General features: G+C 63.8%; 13 protein-coding genes. 11 read left to right on the top strand and 2 right to left on the bottom strand.

The features are described 5' to 3' along the window. The first annotated feature begins 4 nt into the window (after nt 1-4). From ACM62G_RS06565 to ACM62G_RS06550, 4 genes are read left to right on the top strand one after another with little or no spacing between them, the layout of a single operon-like run. The gene (locus ACM62G_RS06565) at nt 5-688 is read left to right on the top strand and encodes an SGNH/GDSL hydrolase family protein (protein WP_054057307.1); all 684 of its coding nucleotides are present in this window, start codon (nt 5-7) and stop codon (nt 686-688) included. Beyond that, nucleotides 689-1366 carry a cell division protein FtsQ gene (locus tag ACM62G_RS06560; protein ID WP_419736894.1) on the top strand — a complete coding sequence of 226 codons (678 nt, stop codon included), beginning with the start codon at nt 689-691 and terminating at the stop codon, nt 1364-1366. Between the two features lie 19 nt (nt 1367-1385). Continuing rightward, a complete protein-coding gene (locus ACM62G_RS06555; RefSeq protein WP_419736893.1) occupies nt 1386-2801 on the top strand; it encodes an MBOAT family O-acyltransferase in 1416 nt (471 codons plus the stop codon). Continuing rightward, nucleotides 2801-3949 carry an alginate O-acetyltransferase AlgX-related protein gene (locus ACM62G_RS06550; protein ID WP_419736892.1) on the top strand — a complete coding sequence of 383 codons (1149 nt, stop codon included), beginning with the start codon at nt 2801-2803 and terminating at the stop codon, nt 3947-3949. The genes ACM62G_RS06555 and ACM62G_RS06550 overlap by 1 nt, the downstream gene beginning before the upstream one ends. A 16-nt stretch (nt 3950-3965) precedes the next feature. On the opposite strand, the gene ACM62G_RS06545 is transcribed toward ACM62G_RS06550, so the two are convergent. Continuing rightward, the gene (locus tag ACM62G_RS06545) at nt 3966-5564 is read right to left on the bottom strand and encodes an alkaline phosphatase D family protein (RefSeq protein WP_419736891.1); all 1599 of its coding nucleotides are present in this window, start codon (nt 5562-5564) and stop codon (nt 3966-3968) included. Between the two features lie 326 nt (nt 5565-5890). Between ACM62G_RS06545 and ACM62G_RS06540 the strand changes: the two genes are divergently transcribed. The 5 genes from ACM62G_RS06540 (at nt 5891) to ACM62G_RS06520 (ending at nt 11414) form a co-directional block, all read left to right on the top strand. Continuing rightward, entirely contained in the window at nt 5891-6298 is a 408-nt protein-coding gene (locus ACM62G_RS06540) for an ExbD/TolR family protein (protein WP_419736890.1), read from the top strand. Between the two features lie 2 nt (nt 6299-6300). Continuing rightward, nucleotides 6301-7038, top strand: coding sequence for an energy transducer TonB family protein (locus ACM62G_RS06535; RefSeq protein WP_419736889.1), 738 nt, complete (start codon nt 6301-6303; stop codon nt 7036-7038). Between the two features lie 24 nt (nt 7039-7062). Continuing rightward, nucleotides 7063-9342, top strand: coding sequence for a TonB-dependent receptor (locus tag ACM62G_RS06530; RefSeq protein WP_273825533.1), 2280 nt, complete (start codon nt 7063-7065; stop codon nt 9340-9342). Nucleotides 9343-9376: 34 nt separating this feature from the next. Then, on the top strand, nt 9377-10024 hold the full coding sequence (locus ACM62G_RS06525; RefSeq protein ID WP_419736888.1) for a MotA/TolQ/ExbB proton channel family protein: 648 nt from the start codon (nt 9377-9379) through the stop codon (nt 10022-10024). A gap of 175 nt (nt 10025-10199) precedes the next feature. After that, the gene (locus ACM62G_RS06520; protein WP_419736887.1) at nt 10200-11414 is read left to right on the top strand and encodes a phospholipase D-like domain-containing protein; all 1215 of its coding nucleotides are present in this window, start codon (nt 10200-10202) and stop codon (nt 11412-11414) included. Nucleotides 11415-11506: 92 nt separating this feature from the next. Here the strand turns inward: ACM62G_RS06520 and ACM62G_RS06515 are convergent, their stop codons facing one another. Further along, nucleotides 11507-12904, bottom strand: coding sequence for an amino acid permease (locus ACM62G_RS06515; RefSeq protein WP_054057297.1), 1398 nt, complete (start codon nt 12902-12904; stop codon nt 11507-11509). 368 nt (nt 12905-13272) lie between these two features. On the opposite strand from ACM62G_RS06515, the gene ACM62G_RS06510 reads away from it, so the two are divergent. After that, a complete protein-coding gene (locus ACM62G_RS06510; RefSeq protein ID WP_419736886.1) occupies nt 13273-14058 on the top strand; it encodes a DeoR/GlpR family DNA-binding transcription regulator in 786 nt (261 codons plus the stop codon). 101 nt (nt 14059-14159) lie between these two features. After that, nucleotides 14160-14708: a sterol desaturase family protein gene (locus ACM62G_RS06505; RefSeq protein ID WP_054057295.1), complete on the top strand. Its 549-nt coding sequence runs from the start codon at nt 14160-14162 to the stop codon at nt 14706-14708. Nucleotides 14709-14748: the final 40 nt, after the last annotated feature.

The raw sequence follows: 14748 nt of genomic DNA, 5'->3' as shown, positions 1-14748 counted from the left end.
TTTGATGGCTTCTTCCGTGCTCGCTGGTTTGACCCTGCTCGTGATTGGCGAAAGCCACATGAGTTTTCCCGACTCGCTGATGAACCCGCTGTATGACAACCTGACCCAGCAGGGTGCCCAGGTGCATGCGATCGGCGCCTGTGGCGCCAACCCGGCGGACTGGGTCACGCCGAAACTCAAGCTCGACTGCGGCGCGACCCGCGACCCGGGCGAGAAGATCAAGGTGATGAGCCGTGGCACCATGGACACCCAGCCGATCAAGGACGTGATCGCCAAGGACAAGCCGGACCTGGTGGTGCTGATCATGGGTGACACCATGGCCTCCTACAAGACCACGCCGTTTCCCAAGGTCTGGGCCTACCAGAGCGTGACCGCGCTGACCAAGCAGATCGCCGACAGCGGCGCCAAGTGCGTCTGGGTCGGGCCGGCCTGGGGCAAGGCCAACGGCAGCAACACCAACGAGAACACCTACGGCAAGAACCAGGTGCGCACCCAACTGGTCGCCGGCACCCTGGCGAACATGGTCGCACCGTGCACCTACATCGACTCGACCAAGTTCTCCAAGCCGGGCGAGTGGATCACCTCCGACGGCCAGCATTTCACCATCGCCGGCTACAAGGCCTGGGCGGCGGCGATCGGCAAATCCATCAGCGAACTGCCGGCCAGTGCCGTGAAGGGAGCCAAATAAGTGAAACGGACTTTCGGTCTTGTCGGCGGTCTGCTCGGGGCCGCGCTGATTGCGCCGGCGTTCGCTGCGCAGATTGCGCTGTACCCCACCGGTCCTTCCCAGGACTCGGCCTACCTGCGTTTCGTCAACGTCTCCGCCAGCCCCCTGGAGCTGACGCCGGACGGCGCCAGGACCAGCCTGAAACTCGAAGGCGACAAGGTCGTCAGTGACTTCATCCCGGTGCCCGGTGGCCAGGCGATCAAGGGCACCCTGAGCCGTGACGGCCACAAGGCTGCACTGGAGGCGAAGGTCGCGGCTGGCGATTTCGCCACGGTGTTCGCCCTGGACGATGGCCAGCAGGGCATTCGCCAACTGGTGGTCAACGAAGCCTTCGACATTCCCAACCAGCTCAAGGCTTCGCTGGCGCTGTTCGATGCCGAGTCCGGCTGCGCCGAGGCCAAGGTCAACCTGGCCGGACGCGATGTCGACCTGTTCCAGAAGGCGCCGGCGGGCAACCCGCGGCGCCAGGAGCTCAACCCACGGGGCTCGCTGGCGGTCCAGCTGGTCTGTGCCGGCAAGCCGGTCGGTGCGGCGGTCGAACTGGGCGCGCTGGAAGCCAACAAGCGTTACAGTCTGTTGATACTGCCTTCGCCGACGGGGCCGCGTCTCATTACCGCCACGGACAGCGTGTCCAACTGAATCGGAAGCACCCGTCGCCATGGTTTTCGCCTCGCTCGAGTTCCTGACGCTGTTCCTGCCTGCGTTCCTGCTGGTCTATGCCCTGGCAAGACCGGCCTGGCGCAACGTGATCCTGCTGATCGGCAGTTGGCTGTTCTATGGCTGGCTGAGTCCGTTGTTCCTGTTCCTGCACATGGTGCTGACCGTGCTCGCCTGGGTCGGTGGCCTGCTGGTCGACCGCTCGCGGGAGGACGGCCGCGGGCGGATGCGCCTGCTGGTGGCGTTGATCGTGATCAACACCGCCGTGCTCTGCTGGTACAAGTACGCCAACATCCTGGCCGCCACCTGGAACGAGCTGATCACCTGGTACGGGGCCATGCCCATGGCCTGGCAGAAGGTGGCGCTGCCGGCGGGGCTGTCGTTCATCGTGCTGCAGGCGATTTCCTATCTGGTCGACGTGCATCGGCACGTGGTGCCGGTAGAGCGCAGTTTCATCAACTACGCGACCTACATCTCCATGTTCGGCCACTCGATCGCCGGTCCCATCATTCGTTATGACTGGGTCCGCCGGGAGCTCAACCAGCGCTATTTCAACTGGCTGAATTTCTCCCTGGGCGCGCGCCGGTTCATGATCGGCATGTGCATGAAGGTGCTGGTGGCGGACACCCTGTCACCTCTGGTCGATGTGGCCTTTCACCTGGAAAATCCGTCGTTCGTCGATGCCTGGATCGGCTGCCTGGCGTACTCGCTGCAGCTGTTCTTCGACTTCGCCGGCTACAGCGCCATGGCCATCGGCCTGGGGTTGATGCTGGGCTTTCACTTCCCGGAAAACTTCAACCGTCCGTACCTGGCCTACAGCATCCAGGACTTCTGGCGGCGCTGGCACCTGTCGTTGTCCAGCTGGTTGCGCGATTACCTGTACATCTCGCTGGGTGGCAATCGCAAGGGCACCTGGAATACCTATCGCAACCTGTTCCTGACCATGGCGATCGCCGGCCTGTGGCACGGAGGCGACAGCTGGAACTACCTGTTGTGGGGCTCGGCCCATGGTGTGGCGCTGTGTATCGACCGCGCCTGGTCGCGATCGAATCTGCCGGGCCTGCCGCTGTGGGCTTCGCACACCGCGACGCTGTTGTTCGTCTGCCTGGCCTGGACACTGTTCCGTTCCCCGGATTTCGCCACGGCGCTGAGCATGTACGGCGGGCAGTTCGGCCAGCACGGTTTTGCCCTCGGCGACGCGTTGGCGGTGACCCTGCGGCCGGTGCACGGCCTGGCGGCGTTGCTCGGGGTGGTGTGTATTCTGGCGCCGTTGTTGCAGACGCGTTGTGAAAGACGATTCGCCGGCAGTGCGTGGTTTGCGCTGGCTGCGGCCCTCTGGCCCGTGCTCGGGTTCATGCTGTCGTTCGCTCTGATCGCCAGCCGTGAAGCCGTGCCTTTTCTGTACTTCCAGTTCTGATGACCAAGCCAACGCAATCCCCGTCGACCGCACCCACGCCCCCCACGGAGCTGGCGCTACGCGTCAGCCCGTTGGCGGGGGTGATTTTCACGCTGTTTCTGGCGCTGGGCCTGGCGTCCTGTGTCTGGCTGATGGTCAGGGGCAAGCTCGAATTCCTGCCCAAGACCGTCACCCAGGACATGCTGCTGCACGGCGAGATCACCCACCGTTTCGCCAAGACCCTGTCCGATGCGCCCGCGCCGAAGCAGGCGGCCGACCTGGAGCGCGCTGGCAGCTGGCTGGCCTTCGGCGATCTTGGCCCTCGGGTTCGCGAAGGCTGCCCGGGCTGGCTGTTCCTCACCGATGAGCTGCGCCTGAACCGCAATGCCGCGCTCAATGCCCGGGCCAAGGTCCAGGCGGTGAGCGAGTTGCAGCAGGCATTGGGCAAGCGCGGTATCCAGTTGGTGGTGGCGGTGGTGCCGGACAAGAGCCGGATCGTCGCCAGCCAACTGTGCAAGCTGAGTCGCCCGGCCGTGCTGGCGCCGCGCATCGATGAATGGCTGGGATCATTGCAGGGGGCGGGTGTCACCGCCCTGAACCTGACCCCGACCCTGCAGGCGGTCGGCGAGTCGGCCTACCTGCGCACCGATACCCACTGGAGCGAAGCCGGGGCGAAGGCGGCGGCGGAGCAGGTGGCCCGGATGATCGCCGGGTTGAAGTTCGAGCCGACGCCGCGCAAGCACTTCGACCTGACGACCCAGCCGAGTGCCGTGCGGCCGGGGGACCTGGTGCGCCTGGCGGGCATCGACTGGCTGCCGACGGCGTTGCAGCCGCGGATCGAGAACGTCGCGGCGACGCAGATCAAGGAACGGGCCGAGGAGGCCGCCGGTGGCGACAACCTCGACGATCTGTTCGGCGACGGCAACCTGCCGAATACCGCGCTGATCGGTACCTCGTTCTCGCGCAACTCGAACTTCGTCGGCTTTCTCGAAGCGGCACTCGGTGCTCCGGTGGGCAATTTCGCCAAGGATGGCGGCGAGTTCTCCGGGGCGGCCAAGGCCTACTTCGAGAGCCCGGCGTTCGCCCAGACACCGCCGAAGCTGATCGTCTGGGAGATTCCCGAGCGGGATCTGCAGACGCCCTATGATGGCAATGCGCGGCTGCCCTGAGGGCAGCACAAGCGCGTCAGAGGATCATTGCCCCCGCCCGTCCAGACTCGACCACGAACTGCTTGAGCGTCGACACTGTCGCCCGCGGATCGGCCCGTTCGGAAATCGCCCGGAAGCTGGTCGTCATCCTGTCCGGCTCCAGTTCGACTGACACATATCCATGCTGGCGGCTGTCGAAAAACCGTACATGGGGATTGAACGGCAGCACCGCGTTGAACAGCTCGAACGGTGGCCCGTCGGAGGTCACCGAAGTGCCGATGAACTCGGTGGCGACGATCTTCGAATCCGGGTCATCGCCATTGAGGTGCAGGTCGGTGGTCCAGAACGAGTGGATATCGCCGCCCCAGAACACCGGGTTGTTCACCTTCGTGCGTTCGATGGATTGCAGCACCCGGTCACGGGTGGCGGCGTAACCGTCCCAACCATCGGTCCAGTGCCCCAGTTCCTGGGTGGCCGGGTTGCGCTGCAGGATCGGGGCGACCAGCAGATCCTGGGCAATCACGTTCCAGCGTGCCGTCGAGCGGGCGAAGCCCTGGTCCAGCCAGGCTTCCTGTTCCCAACCGAGCATGGTGCGTTTCGGGTCGCGCAGGTCGACGCAGTCGGGCGCGGCGACATGCCCCTGGCGGCTGCGGCTGGGTGGGATGCACGGTTGCTCGGAGCGGTACTGGCGACCGTCGAGAATGTGGAACTGCGCCAGTTGACCATAGTCGAGCCGGCGGTAGATACGCATGTCCGGGCCCCGGGGCAGGCTGCTGGCGCGCAACGGCATGTGTTCGTAGAACGCCTGGTAGGCCGCCGCCCGCTGCCTGAGGAATGCCTGCGGTGAAATGTTCGGGTCCTGCGACCACTGGTTGGCGTAGTCGTTCTGCACTTCGTGGTCGTCCCAGGTCGCCGCGCAGGGCGCGCAGGCATGCAGCACCTGCAGGTCCGGGTCGGTCCGGTACAGTGCGTAGCGGTTGCGGTAGTCCACCAGGGTCCTGGCGTTGCCGGCACCGTGAGATCGGATGACCTTTCCGGGATCGGTATAGGAACTGTCGTAAATGTAATCGCCGAGGAAAAACACCAGGTCCGGTTGTTCGGCGGCGAGGTGGCGGTAGGCGCTGAAGTACCCGCGCTCCCAGTGGGAACAGGAGACGAAGCCCAGCCGCGCCGAGGTCAGCGCCTGCAGCGCCGGTGCTGTGCGCGACTGGCCTACCGGGCTCTGGGCGCCGAGGCTTTCGAACTGATACCAGTAGGGGCGGCCAGACTCCAATCCGGCGACCTCGACATGCACCGAATGGGCGAAGCGGCTGTCGGCCATTACCTCGCCGCGCCGGACGACCTGGCGCATGGCGGCGTCCGTCGCCACCTGCCAGCGCACCGGCACCGGCCGTTCCAGGCCGCCACGGCCGTCGACGGCATTGAACCGCGGGGCCAACCGCGTCCAGATGACGAAGCCGTCGGGCAATGGGTCGCCCGAGGCAACACCGAGGGTGAAGGGATAGTCGACCCCGGCACTGCGGGCGAACGGGCTGAGGATCGACAGCGCCGCTGCGCCGGCGATGCCGCCGAGCAGGCGCCGGCGGTCCAGGTCGATCGGCCCTGTGTCCTGTTGTTGCACAACACTATCGCTCATGGAAAAAACTCGCGGGTTCAGTCAAAGGGGTTGCCAATGGTCACGCAGGAGTCCGTGCAGAAGCATATGGTTATGTACCGTTTCAAACGGCGGTCACCGTTATCCCGGAGGCACCGGACGAGGTTGTCCGAGGCAGGTATCGGGGAGTCCATTTGAGAAAAGTTTTCAAGAGTGCCCCTCCCGGGTTTCAGTTTCATTACGCGTCGGAAATGCTCTGTAATGGTTTGTAATGTCCGTTCTAGAGCCTTCAAAACGTAAATTAAAGTTAACCGATCGGTCATTTTTCGTTGCTAGCTTGGCGCCCCTAATCAACAAGGGGCCGCCGAATGAGAACCTGGGACGAACCTAAAAAGCGCAAGGCGCACATCGAACTGATCCCGATGATCGACGTGATGATGTTCCTGCTGGTGTTCTTTGTGCTGGTCAGCCTGAACGTGCTTCCGGCGCTCGGCATGAAGACCCAACTGCCGAGTGCCAGCAGTTCGCAGCAGCTCAAGCCGCAGAACAAATTCATCCTCACCCTGGGCGCGGACGGCCAGTTGCAACTGGACGGCAAGGACATGACCGTCGAGGCCCTGGTGCCGGCGCTCAAGGCCGCCGAGAAGCCCGACAGCAAGTCGACGATCATCGTCAACAGCGACAAGGGCGTGGAAGTCGCCCGCCTGGTGGAAGTCATGGACACCTTGCGTCTGGGTGGCTTCACGTCCGTCTCCATTGCCACGCGCAAGTCCTGATCATGTACATCCTGTTTCGTGCACGTCAGCTGCTGGGCAGTGTCCCGGCCCTGATCGCCCTGGCGCTGGTGATCCTGGGGATCGCGTCGCAGCCGTTGAAGGTCCAGCCGGTCTACGACGAGTCGGCGGTGGAACTGGCCCTGGTCGAGCCTGAGCCGGAAGGGGTTCCCGAGCCGGTGGTGGAAGAACCGCCACCGCCGCCGGTGATCGAGGACGAGGAGGCCGAACCCGCGCCTCCTCCGCCGCCGCCAAAGCCGCAACCCAAACCGTTGCCCAAGCCGGAACCCAAGCCCAGGCCAACGCCGAAACCGGTGGCCAAGCCGACGCCGACTCCGGTGCAGGCCAAACCGGTGGAAACCAAGCCGGCTGCCGAACCGGTGGTGGCCAAGGTACCGACGCCACCGGCCCCGCCTGCACCGCCGAAGGTCGACAGCCAGGCCCTGGAGGGCGGCTACCTCAAGGGCCTGCGCAACGAGCTGGACGCCTTCAAGCAGTACCCCACCGGGCGCCAGGCCTCCCTCGAACGCCCCAGCGGCGACGTGGTGGTCTGGTTGCTGGTGGACCGGCAGGGCCGCGTTCTCGACTCGGGGATCCAGACCCCGGCCGCGAGCATGCTGCTCAACCGGGCCGCGACCAACAGCCTGCACCGCATCAGGCAGGTCAAGCCTTTCCCCGAGCAAGCCTTTGGCGGACGCAACGAGCAACGCTTCACCGCCACTTTCAATTACAGCGTGCAGTAGGCACCTATAACCAGGAATAGAGTGATGAGGTTTACAAGGATTCATCTGGCACTCGTTGCCGCGAGCATGGGCCACGGCATGGCCATGGCCGACACCACCGCCAGCGACGTCGGCGTGATCGGCGTGCAGGGCAAGGCGACCGCGGGCGGCGGTTACATGGTCCAGGAGGACAGCATCAAGGGGCGCTCCACCGTGACCAAGGAGGCGCTGGACAAGCAGACCGCCACCGGCAACGCCATCGACAAGCTCAAGTACACCCCGGGCCTGAACATCTCCAGTGAAGACGCCACCGGCCTGGGCAGCTTCCGCTTCACCATGCGCGGCCTCAACTCCGACCAGGTCGGCATGTCCATCGATGGCATGCCGATCAACGACTCCGGCAACTACGCGTTGTACGCCAACCTGCTGGGCGACCCGGAGAACATCGAACAGATCTTCGTCACCCAGGGCTCTTCCGAGGCCGACGGCCCGCACATCGGCTCCAGCGGCGGCAACATCGGCGTGGTGACCATTCGCCCGACCAAGGAAACCGGCGCCTTCGTCAAGCAGGTGGTCGGCAGCCATGCCACCACCAAGACCTTCGCCCGCCTGAACACCGGTGAAATCAACGGCCTGAGCAACTGGCTGTCGGTCTCCCACACCGAAGGCCAGAAGTGGCGCGGTGGAGGTGCCGAGCGTGCCGACAAGGTCGAGTGGAACAGCTTCTTCGACATGGGCGGCGGCAACACCGCGAACCTGATCCTCAAATACCACGAGCAGGAAAACACCAGCTACAGCCAACTGACCAAGGCGCAGTTCCAGCAGTACGGGCGCAAGTACGACCCGTATCCGCAGACGCCGGCCCTGGGCAGCAACGGCAAGATCAACAGCTACTACGGCCTGGCACTGAACCCGTTCCAGACCTTCACCGGCGTGCTCAACACCCAGTTCAAGCTGGCCGACAATCTCTCACTGTCGGTGATCCCGTACTACTACTGGGGTAACGGCAGTGGTGTCGGCAGTTCGGCCTATGCCCTCAACAGCGGTTCGAACGCCGGTGGCGTGTTCGACCTGAGCAACCTGCCCACTGGCGCCCAGTACAACGCTGACGGTACACCGAACAATGGCGTGTACTACCGGCCGTCGCGGACCCAGACCTGGCGTCCGGGCATCACCACCAAGCTGAACTGGGACCTGGGCGACCACAGTCTGCAGTTCGGCTACTGGTACGAGCGCGCCCGCCAGAGCCAGACCCAGCCGTTCATCCGCATCAAGTCCAACGGCAAGCCGGAGAGCATCTGGCCGGATTCCGACTACGTGGTCGATGCCAACGGCAACACCGTGCAGGGGCGCGACCGCTTCACCGTGACCCCGGCACAGAAGGTCTGGGCCCAGGACACCTGGTACTTCACCCCGGACTGGACCCTGGTCGCCGGCCTGGCCTACATGAACGTCAAGCGGGACGGCACCAACCATGGCAGCCTCACCGAGCAACCGGAAAAGCGCAACCAGACCTATACCAAGCTGCTGCCCAACGCCGGCCTGAAATATCAGCTCGATGAATACGACCAGTTGTTCTACAGCCTGTCGCGCAACATGCGCGTACCGCAGAACTACGTGCTGTACGACAAGGGCGCCGGCTCCATCGACGCCAAGCCGGAAACCAGCTGGAACCACGAACTGGGCTGGCGCTACACCAAGGACGACATGACCGTCGCCGCGACCCTGTTCTACATGCAGTTCGAGAACCGCCAGGTGTCGTCCAAGGACATCAACGGCGACTTCGCCGACATCAACGCCGGCAACGTCGACAACAAGGGCCTGGAACTGGAGTGGAGCGGCCTGCTGCCCCATCACTTCAACTTCTACACCTCGTACACCTACACCCGTGCCGAGCAGAAGGACGATCTGACCGTCTACAACGCCGGCAAGGCGATCCTGCTGCCGACCGCTGGCAAGCAGTTCGCCAACGTGCCGAAGAACATGCTGGCGGCCAACATCGGTTACGACGACGGCCTGTTCTACGGCACCTTCGGGGGCAAGTACACCAGCAAGCTGTATGGCGACCTGACCAACGACGAGGCGATCTCCGGGCGCACCGTGTTCAACCTCGGCGCCGGTATCTACCTGCCGGTGGACAAGAAGGTGGTCAAGGACGCGACCCTGCGCCTGAACGTCGACAACCTGTTCGACAAGAAGTACCTGGACGGCGTGTACACCACCAAGACCAACTCGGCGACCTACGGCGGTTTCCGCGATGGCGACCCGGCCTACATCGTCGGCCTGGACCGCACCGTGACCGTCTCGCTGGAGGCGAATTTCTGATGTCTGTCCCATCCGCTACAGAGGTAACCCGCCAATGGACATGAACACGCTTCACGAGATCACGTTCTATGTGATGTACGCCGCCCTGGCGATCGCGATCTTCATCGCCATCGAGCGCGCCATCTACTTCGCCTATGTCCGCCGCCAGGCCCGCAGGCTGATGGAGGCCCTGGGCTCCCATGTGCACAGCGAGAAGGACCTGCCGCCGGAACTGACCCGCCGCAACAGCCTGCCGCTGGACATGGCCAGCGCCGTGCTGGCGCAGAAGGCCAGCCACGGTACGCGCAAGGACCTGGACGATGTGATCGACACCCAGTATCTGGCCAGCCGCGCACCGCTGGCCCGCAGCCTGTGGATCATCGAGACCATCACCACGGCGGCGCCGCTGCTGGGGCTGCTGGGCACGATCCTCGGCATCATCGATACCTTCAAGGCGTTGGCCAGTGCCGGCGTGTCCGACCCGGGGCAGATCTCCGGGGGTATCGGCACGGCACTGTTCGCCACCGGGCTGGGAATCGCTATCGCGCTGTTCTGCGTGGTGTTCCACAACTTCTTCCAGGACAGCCTGGAGCGCCTCAACGATCAGCTCAAGATGCTGCTGATCCGCGCGGCGACCGGTGCCCGTGTGCAGGGTGAAGTATCGCAGCGGGCCAGCAGCCCGGCGCAGCTGCAAAGGGCTTGAGCCCCCGGCATCCGGTGTCGATCGTTCCCGCGCTCCCGCGCCGGAACGCCTGCCCGGATGCCTCGCGTGCGCTTCTGCCGGCCAGGTATCGAATGACTGGCGGCTGCAGTCCTCAGGCACGCTGCGTCAGATCTTCCTGTACGAGGCCATCATGTCACTCACTCAGAATTTTCCCATGACGCGCCTGCGCGTCGCCTTGGCCGCCACGCTCGGCCTGTTGCTCAGTCCGCTGGTCCAGGCGGATTTCTCCATTCCCGGTATCGAGCTGGTGCACACCGTGCCCTTGGCCACCGAACTCGATGCTCCCGACCTGCGCCAGCCTGGCCCGGTATGGATCGAGTTGTTCGACGGTGCCAAAAGCCGCATCGATATCGGCCAGTTCTATGCCGCCGACCATCCCGATTCGGTGATGGACAAGGTCATCGAAAGCCTCGAGGCCGCCGGCAAGCGCGGAGTGAAGATCCGCTTCCTGCTGGAAGAGAAGGGCCTCAGGCTCTCCGATCAGGCCACCCTGGAGCGGCTACGCAAGATCCCCCACCTGACCTTCCGTGTGCTGCCCTATGCCCGCGTGGGCGGCGGCATCATCCACGCCAAATACATGGTGGTGGATGGCAGGCAGGCTTTCGTCGGCAGCCAGAACTTCGACTGGCGCTCGCTGGAGCACATTCATGAAACCGGCCTGCGTATCACTGATGAAACCCTCGTCGGCCAGGTTCAGGCGATCTTCGACCAGGACTGGAAGGCCCAGGCCGCGCTGAGCGAGAACAGACCGGTGCCGTTGCCCAAGGCCGGCAAGGAGCCGGTGCGCAGCGGCAATTACCTGGTCGCCAGCCCGCAGCGCTACAACCCGCCGGGTGTCGGCGATTCACAACAGGAACTGCCGCGCCTGCTGGCCGAGGCCCAGCATGAGGTACGGGTGCAACTGCTCGACTATGCGCCGCTTTCCTACGGGCCGGACAAGACCCGCCCGTACTATCCGGTGATCGATAACGCGCTGCGCGCTGCGGCGGCCCGGGGTGTTGCGATCAAGCTGATGGTCTCCGACTGGAACACCGGCGCGCCGGAAGTCGCCTACCTCAAGAGCCTGGCGGTACTGCCCAACGTCCAGGTCAAGATCGTGACCTTGCCCCAGGCCCCGCAGGGCTTCATTCCCTACGCGCGGGTTATCCACAGCAAGACCCTGGCGATCGACGGGCAGGTGGCCTGGGTCGGCACCAGCAACTGGCTGGGCGGCTACCTCGACAACTCGCGCAACCTCGAAGTGGTGATGCACGACAAGGCGATGGCCGAGCGCATCGGCGCCTTGCACGAGCAGTTGTGGGATGGGCCCTACGCTTGGCCGCTGGACGTGGCGCGGGATTATCCACCGCCGCATCCGGGGACGCCTTGAGTGCTGCTGTGGCGGCTGTCACAGGCTGCGCCGCCGGCTGGGCACGATCAAAAAAGGGGACCGTGTGGTCCCCTTGTTCTTCAGGCAGATGATCAGGCCGTGCGCGGCGAGCCCTTCGCCACCCGCAGGCGGTACAGCCCGTAGATGAACAGTACCCACACCGGCATCACGTAGACCGACACGGCGATGCCCGGGATCATCAGCATCACGCCGAGGATCAGCGCGACGAAGGCCAGGCACAGGTAGTTGCTCAGCGGCGTCCAGAACGCCTTGAAGCCAGGCACCACGCCCTGTTGCTCCATGGCCTTGCGGAATTTCAGGTGGGTCAGGCTGATCACGATCCAGTTGATGATCAGCGACGCGACCACCAGCGCCATCAGCAGCTCCAGCGCTTCATGGGGGGCGACGTAGTTGACCACCACGCAGAGCAGGGTGACCAGCGCCGAGACACCGATGGCACGAACCGGCACGCCCTGCTTGTTCAGCTTCAGCAGCGACTTCGGCGCATCGCCTTGCTCGGCCAGGCCGAACAGCATGCGGCTGTTGCAGTACACGCCGCTGTTGTACACCGACAGGGCGGCGGTCAGGACCACCACGTTGAGGATCTGCGCCGCGGTATCGCTGCCGATCAGGGCGAAGATCTGCACGAACGGGCTGCCGCTGTAGGCGTCGCCGGAAGCGCCGAGGGTGACCAGCAGTTGGTCCCACGGATACAGCGACAGCAGTACGGTCAGTGCGCCGACGTAGAAGATCAGGATGCGCAGGACCACCTGGTTGATCGCCTTGGGGATCACCTTGCGCGGCTCGCTGGCCTCGGCGGCGGTGATGCCCACCAACTCCAGGCCACCGAAGGAGAACATGATGAAACACAGCGCCATCAGCAGGCCGCTGACGCCGTTGGGGAAGAAACCGCCATGGCTCCACAGGTTGCTGACCGTGGCCTGCGGGCCGCCGGCGCCGCTGACCAGCAGGTAGCCGCCAAGGGCGATCATGCCGACGATGGCCACCACCTTGATGATCGCGAACCAGAACTCGGCTTCACCGAAGGTCTTCACGTTGGTCAGGTTGATCAGGTTGACCAGTACGAAGAACACTGCCGCGCTGACCCAGGACGGGATTTCGGGCCACCAGAACTGCACGTACTTGCCCACTGCGGTGAGTTCGGCCATGCCCACCAGCACGTAGAGCACCCAGTAGTTCCAGCCACAGAGAAAGCCCGCGTAACCGCCCCAGTACTTGTGGGCGAAGTGGCTGAAGGAGCCGGCGACCGGTTCCTCGACGATCATCTCGCCCAGTTGGCGCATGATCAGGAAAGCGATGAAACCGCAGATCGCGTAGCCCAGGATCATTGCCGGGCCCGCCGACTTAAGCACCCCGGCGGAGCCGAGGAACAGCCCGGTACCAATCGCCCCACCCAGGGAAATCAGCTGGATATGGCGGTTTTTCAAGCCGCGCTTGAGCAAACCCGGTGTCAGGTTTTCACCCGTCATTGCTTCACCTTCTCTAGTTTTTCTTCTCAGCGGGGCCCTGAGTGGATCAGGTCTGCAACCGGTACTGAGTGCTCGACATAAGCGGCGTGGATATTAAATCCCGAAGATGGGGGGCTCAAGTATTACGCGGGTTCGAGGGCAAATTAGGCACTGATTCGGAGGTTTCCGACAGCCAAATGGTACAGATGCTGAAAGTAATGACGATATTGGCTGCCGTATCCGGTAAATGCTGCAGGGATTGCCATGTGATTGGCTTTCTCCTGGTGTGAGTGCCTGCGCCGTCGTTGTCGTGTTTTTGCTTGATCGAATGGGGCGCTGATATATAGTTCTGTTGAATTCGGCATAAACATGCATAGTCAGGCGAAGTCATGCAAAACCACCATTCCTCCTCCGAATTGCCCCCTGTGCGGCGGCAGAAGATCCTGCTGTTGCTGGAGCGCGACGGCAAGGTCATGGCTTCGGAATTGAGTCAGCATTTCGCGGTGTCGGAAGACACCATCCGCCGGGACTTGGCCGAACTGTCCCAGGCCGGCCTGTTGCAACGGGTGCATGGCGGTGCCTTGCCCCGGCCCAAGGACACCGGCAAGGACTACTTCACCCGGATCGCCGAGACCAACGAGGTGAAACGGCATCTGGCCCAATTGGCGGTGCGACGGATCGAGGAGGGGCAGATCGTCCTGTTCGATTCCGGCAGTACCACCTTGCAGATCGCCCAGTCATTGCCGGCGGGCCTGTCCATCACCGCCGTCACCTGTTCGCCGATGATTGCCATGACCCTGGCCGAGCATCAGGGCGTCACGGTGATTCTTGCCGGTGGCACGCTGAACCCCACCACCATGGCGGTCGACGGCCATGAGGCGGTGCGGCTGATCCAGGGGATCAAGGCGGACCTGCTGTTTACCGGCGTCTGCGCGATTCATCCGCAAGTCGGCATCAGCTGTGCGCGCTACGAGGAACTGGCGGTGAAGCAGGCGCTGCTCGACAGCGCCTCCCATGTGGTGGCCGTCACCACGGCGGACAAGCTCGGTGCGGTGGAGCCTTTTGTAGTGGGACCTTGTGCGCGGTTGCAGACGATGATTACCGAGCAGCATCTGATGGACGATGTCGAGGCCTATCGACGGTTGGGGATCGAGGTGGTGCAGGCGCAGATCTGAGCGCTCGTCGTTCCAGCGCTCGATTTTCGTCTCCGGCAAGGTATGCTGGCGGCTTCTCACCCGCTTTGCATTCCGATGTTCCTGCGAGTCGACGGCGTTCCATGATGACCCACCTTGCCCTGTTCCTCTGCACCCTCGTCGCGATGGAAGGTGTCGGCTACCTGGCGCACCGGTACGTCATGCACGGCTGGGGCTGGTTCCTGCACCGCTCGCACCATGAGGAACACCTGGGGGCTTTCGAGACCAACGATATCTATCTGCTGGTGTTGGCGGCGGTGGCTGTGAGCCTGATCGTGGCGGGGAACAGCGGGCATGATCCCTTGCAGTGGATCGGTGCCGGTGTGGCAGCCTTCGGGATCATCTATGTGGTGGTGCATGACGGCATCGTGCATCGCTACTGGCCGTTTCGGCCGCGACCACGCAATCGTTACCTCAAGCGCCTGTATCAGGCGCACCTGCTGCATCATGCGGTGAAGGGGCGTGAGAACAGTGTGTCGTTCGGCTTTCTTTATGCGCCGCCGTTGCGAACGCTGAAACGGCAGTTGCGCGAGTCGCGACAGGCCGCGCGCATTCGTCTCGATCATGCCGCCAGCGATGAGGCCCGCCGCGTCCAGGCTGCTAGCCCGTTGCAGGCTGATGCCGAGATGTAATCTTGTGGAATGCTCCCTGGCCTGCTCTCACAGGCCAGGG

Origin of the sequence: Pseudomonas sp. COR18, assembly GCF_048568395.1 — a bacterium.
Lineage (GTDB): Bacteria > Pseudomonadota > Gammaproteobacteria > Pseudomonadales > Pseudomonadaceae > Aquipseudomonas > Aquipseudomonas fuscovaginae_B.
This window is presented reverse-complemented; position numbering and strand designations above follow the sequence as displayed.

What these genes read in the sequence shown, in the direction of transcription:
- ACM62G_RS06535 (WP_419736889.1), top strand. Translation starts at nt 6,301, where the DNA reads ATGTACATCCTGTTTCGTGCACGTCAGCTGCTGGGCAGTGTCCCGGCC.
- ACM62G_RS06550 (WP_419736892.1), top strand. Translation starts at nt 2,801, where the DNA reads ATGACCAAGCCAACGCAATCCCCGTCGACCGCACCCACGCCCCCCACG.
- ACM62G_RS06520 (WP_419736887.1), top strand. Translation starts at nt 10,200, where the DNA reads ATGACGCGCCTGCGCGTCGCCTTGGCCGCCACGCTCGGCCTGTTGCTC.
- ACM62G_RS06505 (WP_054057295.1), top strand. Translation starts at nt 14,160, where the DNA reads ATGATGACCCACCTTGCCCTGTTCCTCTGCACCCTCGTCGCGATGGAA.
- ACM62G_RS06555 (WP_419736893.1), top strand. Translation starts at nt 1,386, where the DNA reads ATGGTTTTCGCCTCGCTCGAGTTCCTGACGCTGTTCCTGCCTGCGTTC.
- ACM62G_RS06510 (WP_419736886.1), top strand. Translation starts at nt 13,273, where the DNA reads ATGCAAAACCACCATTCCTCCTCCGAATTGCCCCCTGTGCGGCGGCAG.
- ACM62G_RS06530 (WP_273825533.1), top strand. Translation starts at nt 7,063, where the DNA reads ATGAGGTTTACAAGGATTCATCTGGCACTCGTTGCCGCGAGCATGGGC.
- ACM62G_RS06565 (WP_054057307.1), top strand. Translation starts at nt 5, where the DNA reads ATGGCTTCTTCCGTGCTCGCTGGTTTGACCCTGCTCGTGATTGGCGAA.
- ACM62G_RS06525 (WP_419736888.1), top strand. Translation starts at nt 9,377, where the DNA reads ATGGACATGAACACGCTTCACGAGATCACGTTCTATGTGATGTACGCC.
- ACM62G_RS06545 (WP_419736891.1), bottom strand. Translation starts at nt 5,564, where the DNA reads ATGAGCGATAGTGTTGTGCAACAACAGGACACAGGGCCGATCGACCTG.
- ACM62G_RS06540 (WP_419736890.1), top strand. Translation starts at nt 5,891, where the DNA reads ATGAGAACCTGGGACGAACCTAAAAAGCGCAAGGCGCACATCGAACTG.
- ACM62G_RS06515 (WP_054057297.1), bottom strand. Translation starts at nt 12,904, where the DNA reads ATGACGGGTGAAAACCTGACACCGGGTTTGCTCAAGCGCGGCTTGAAA.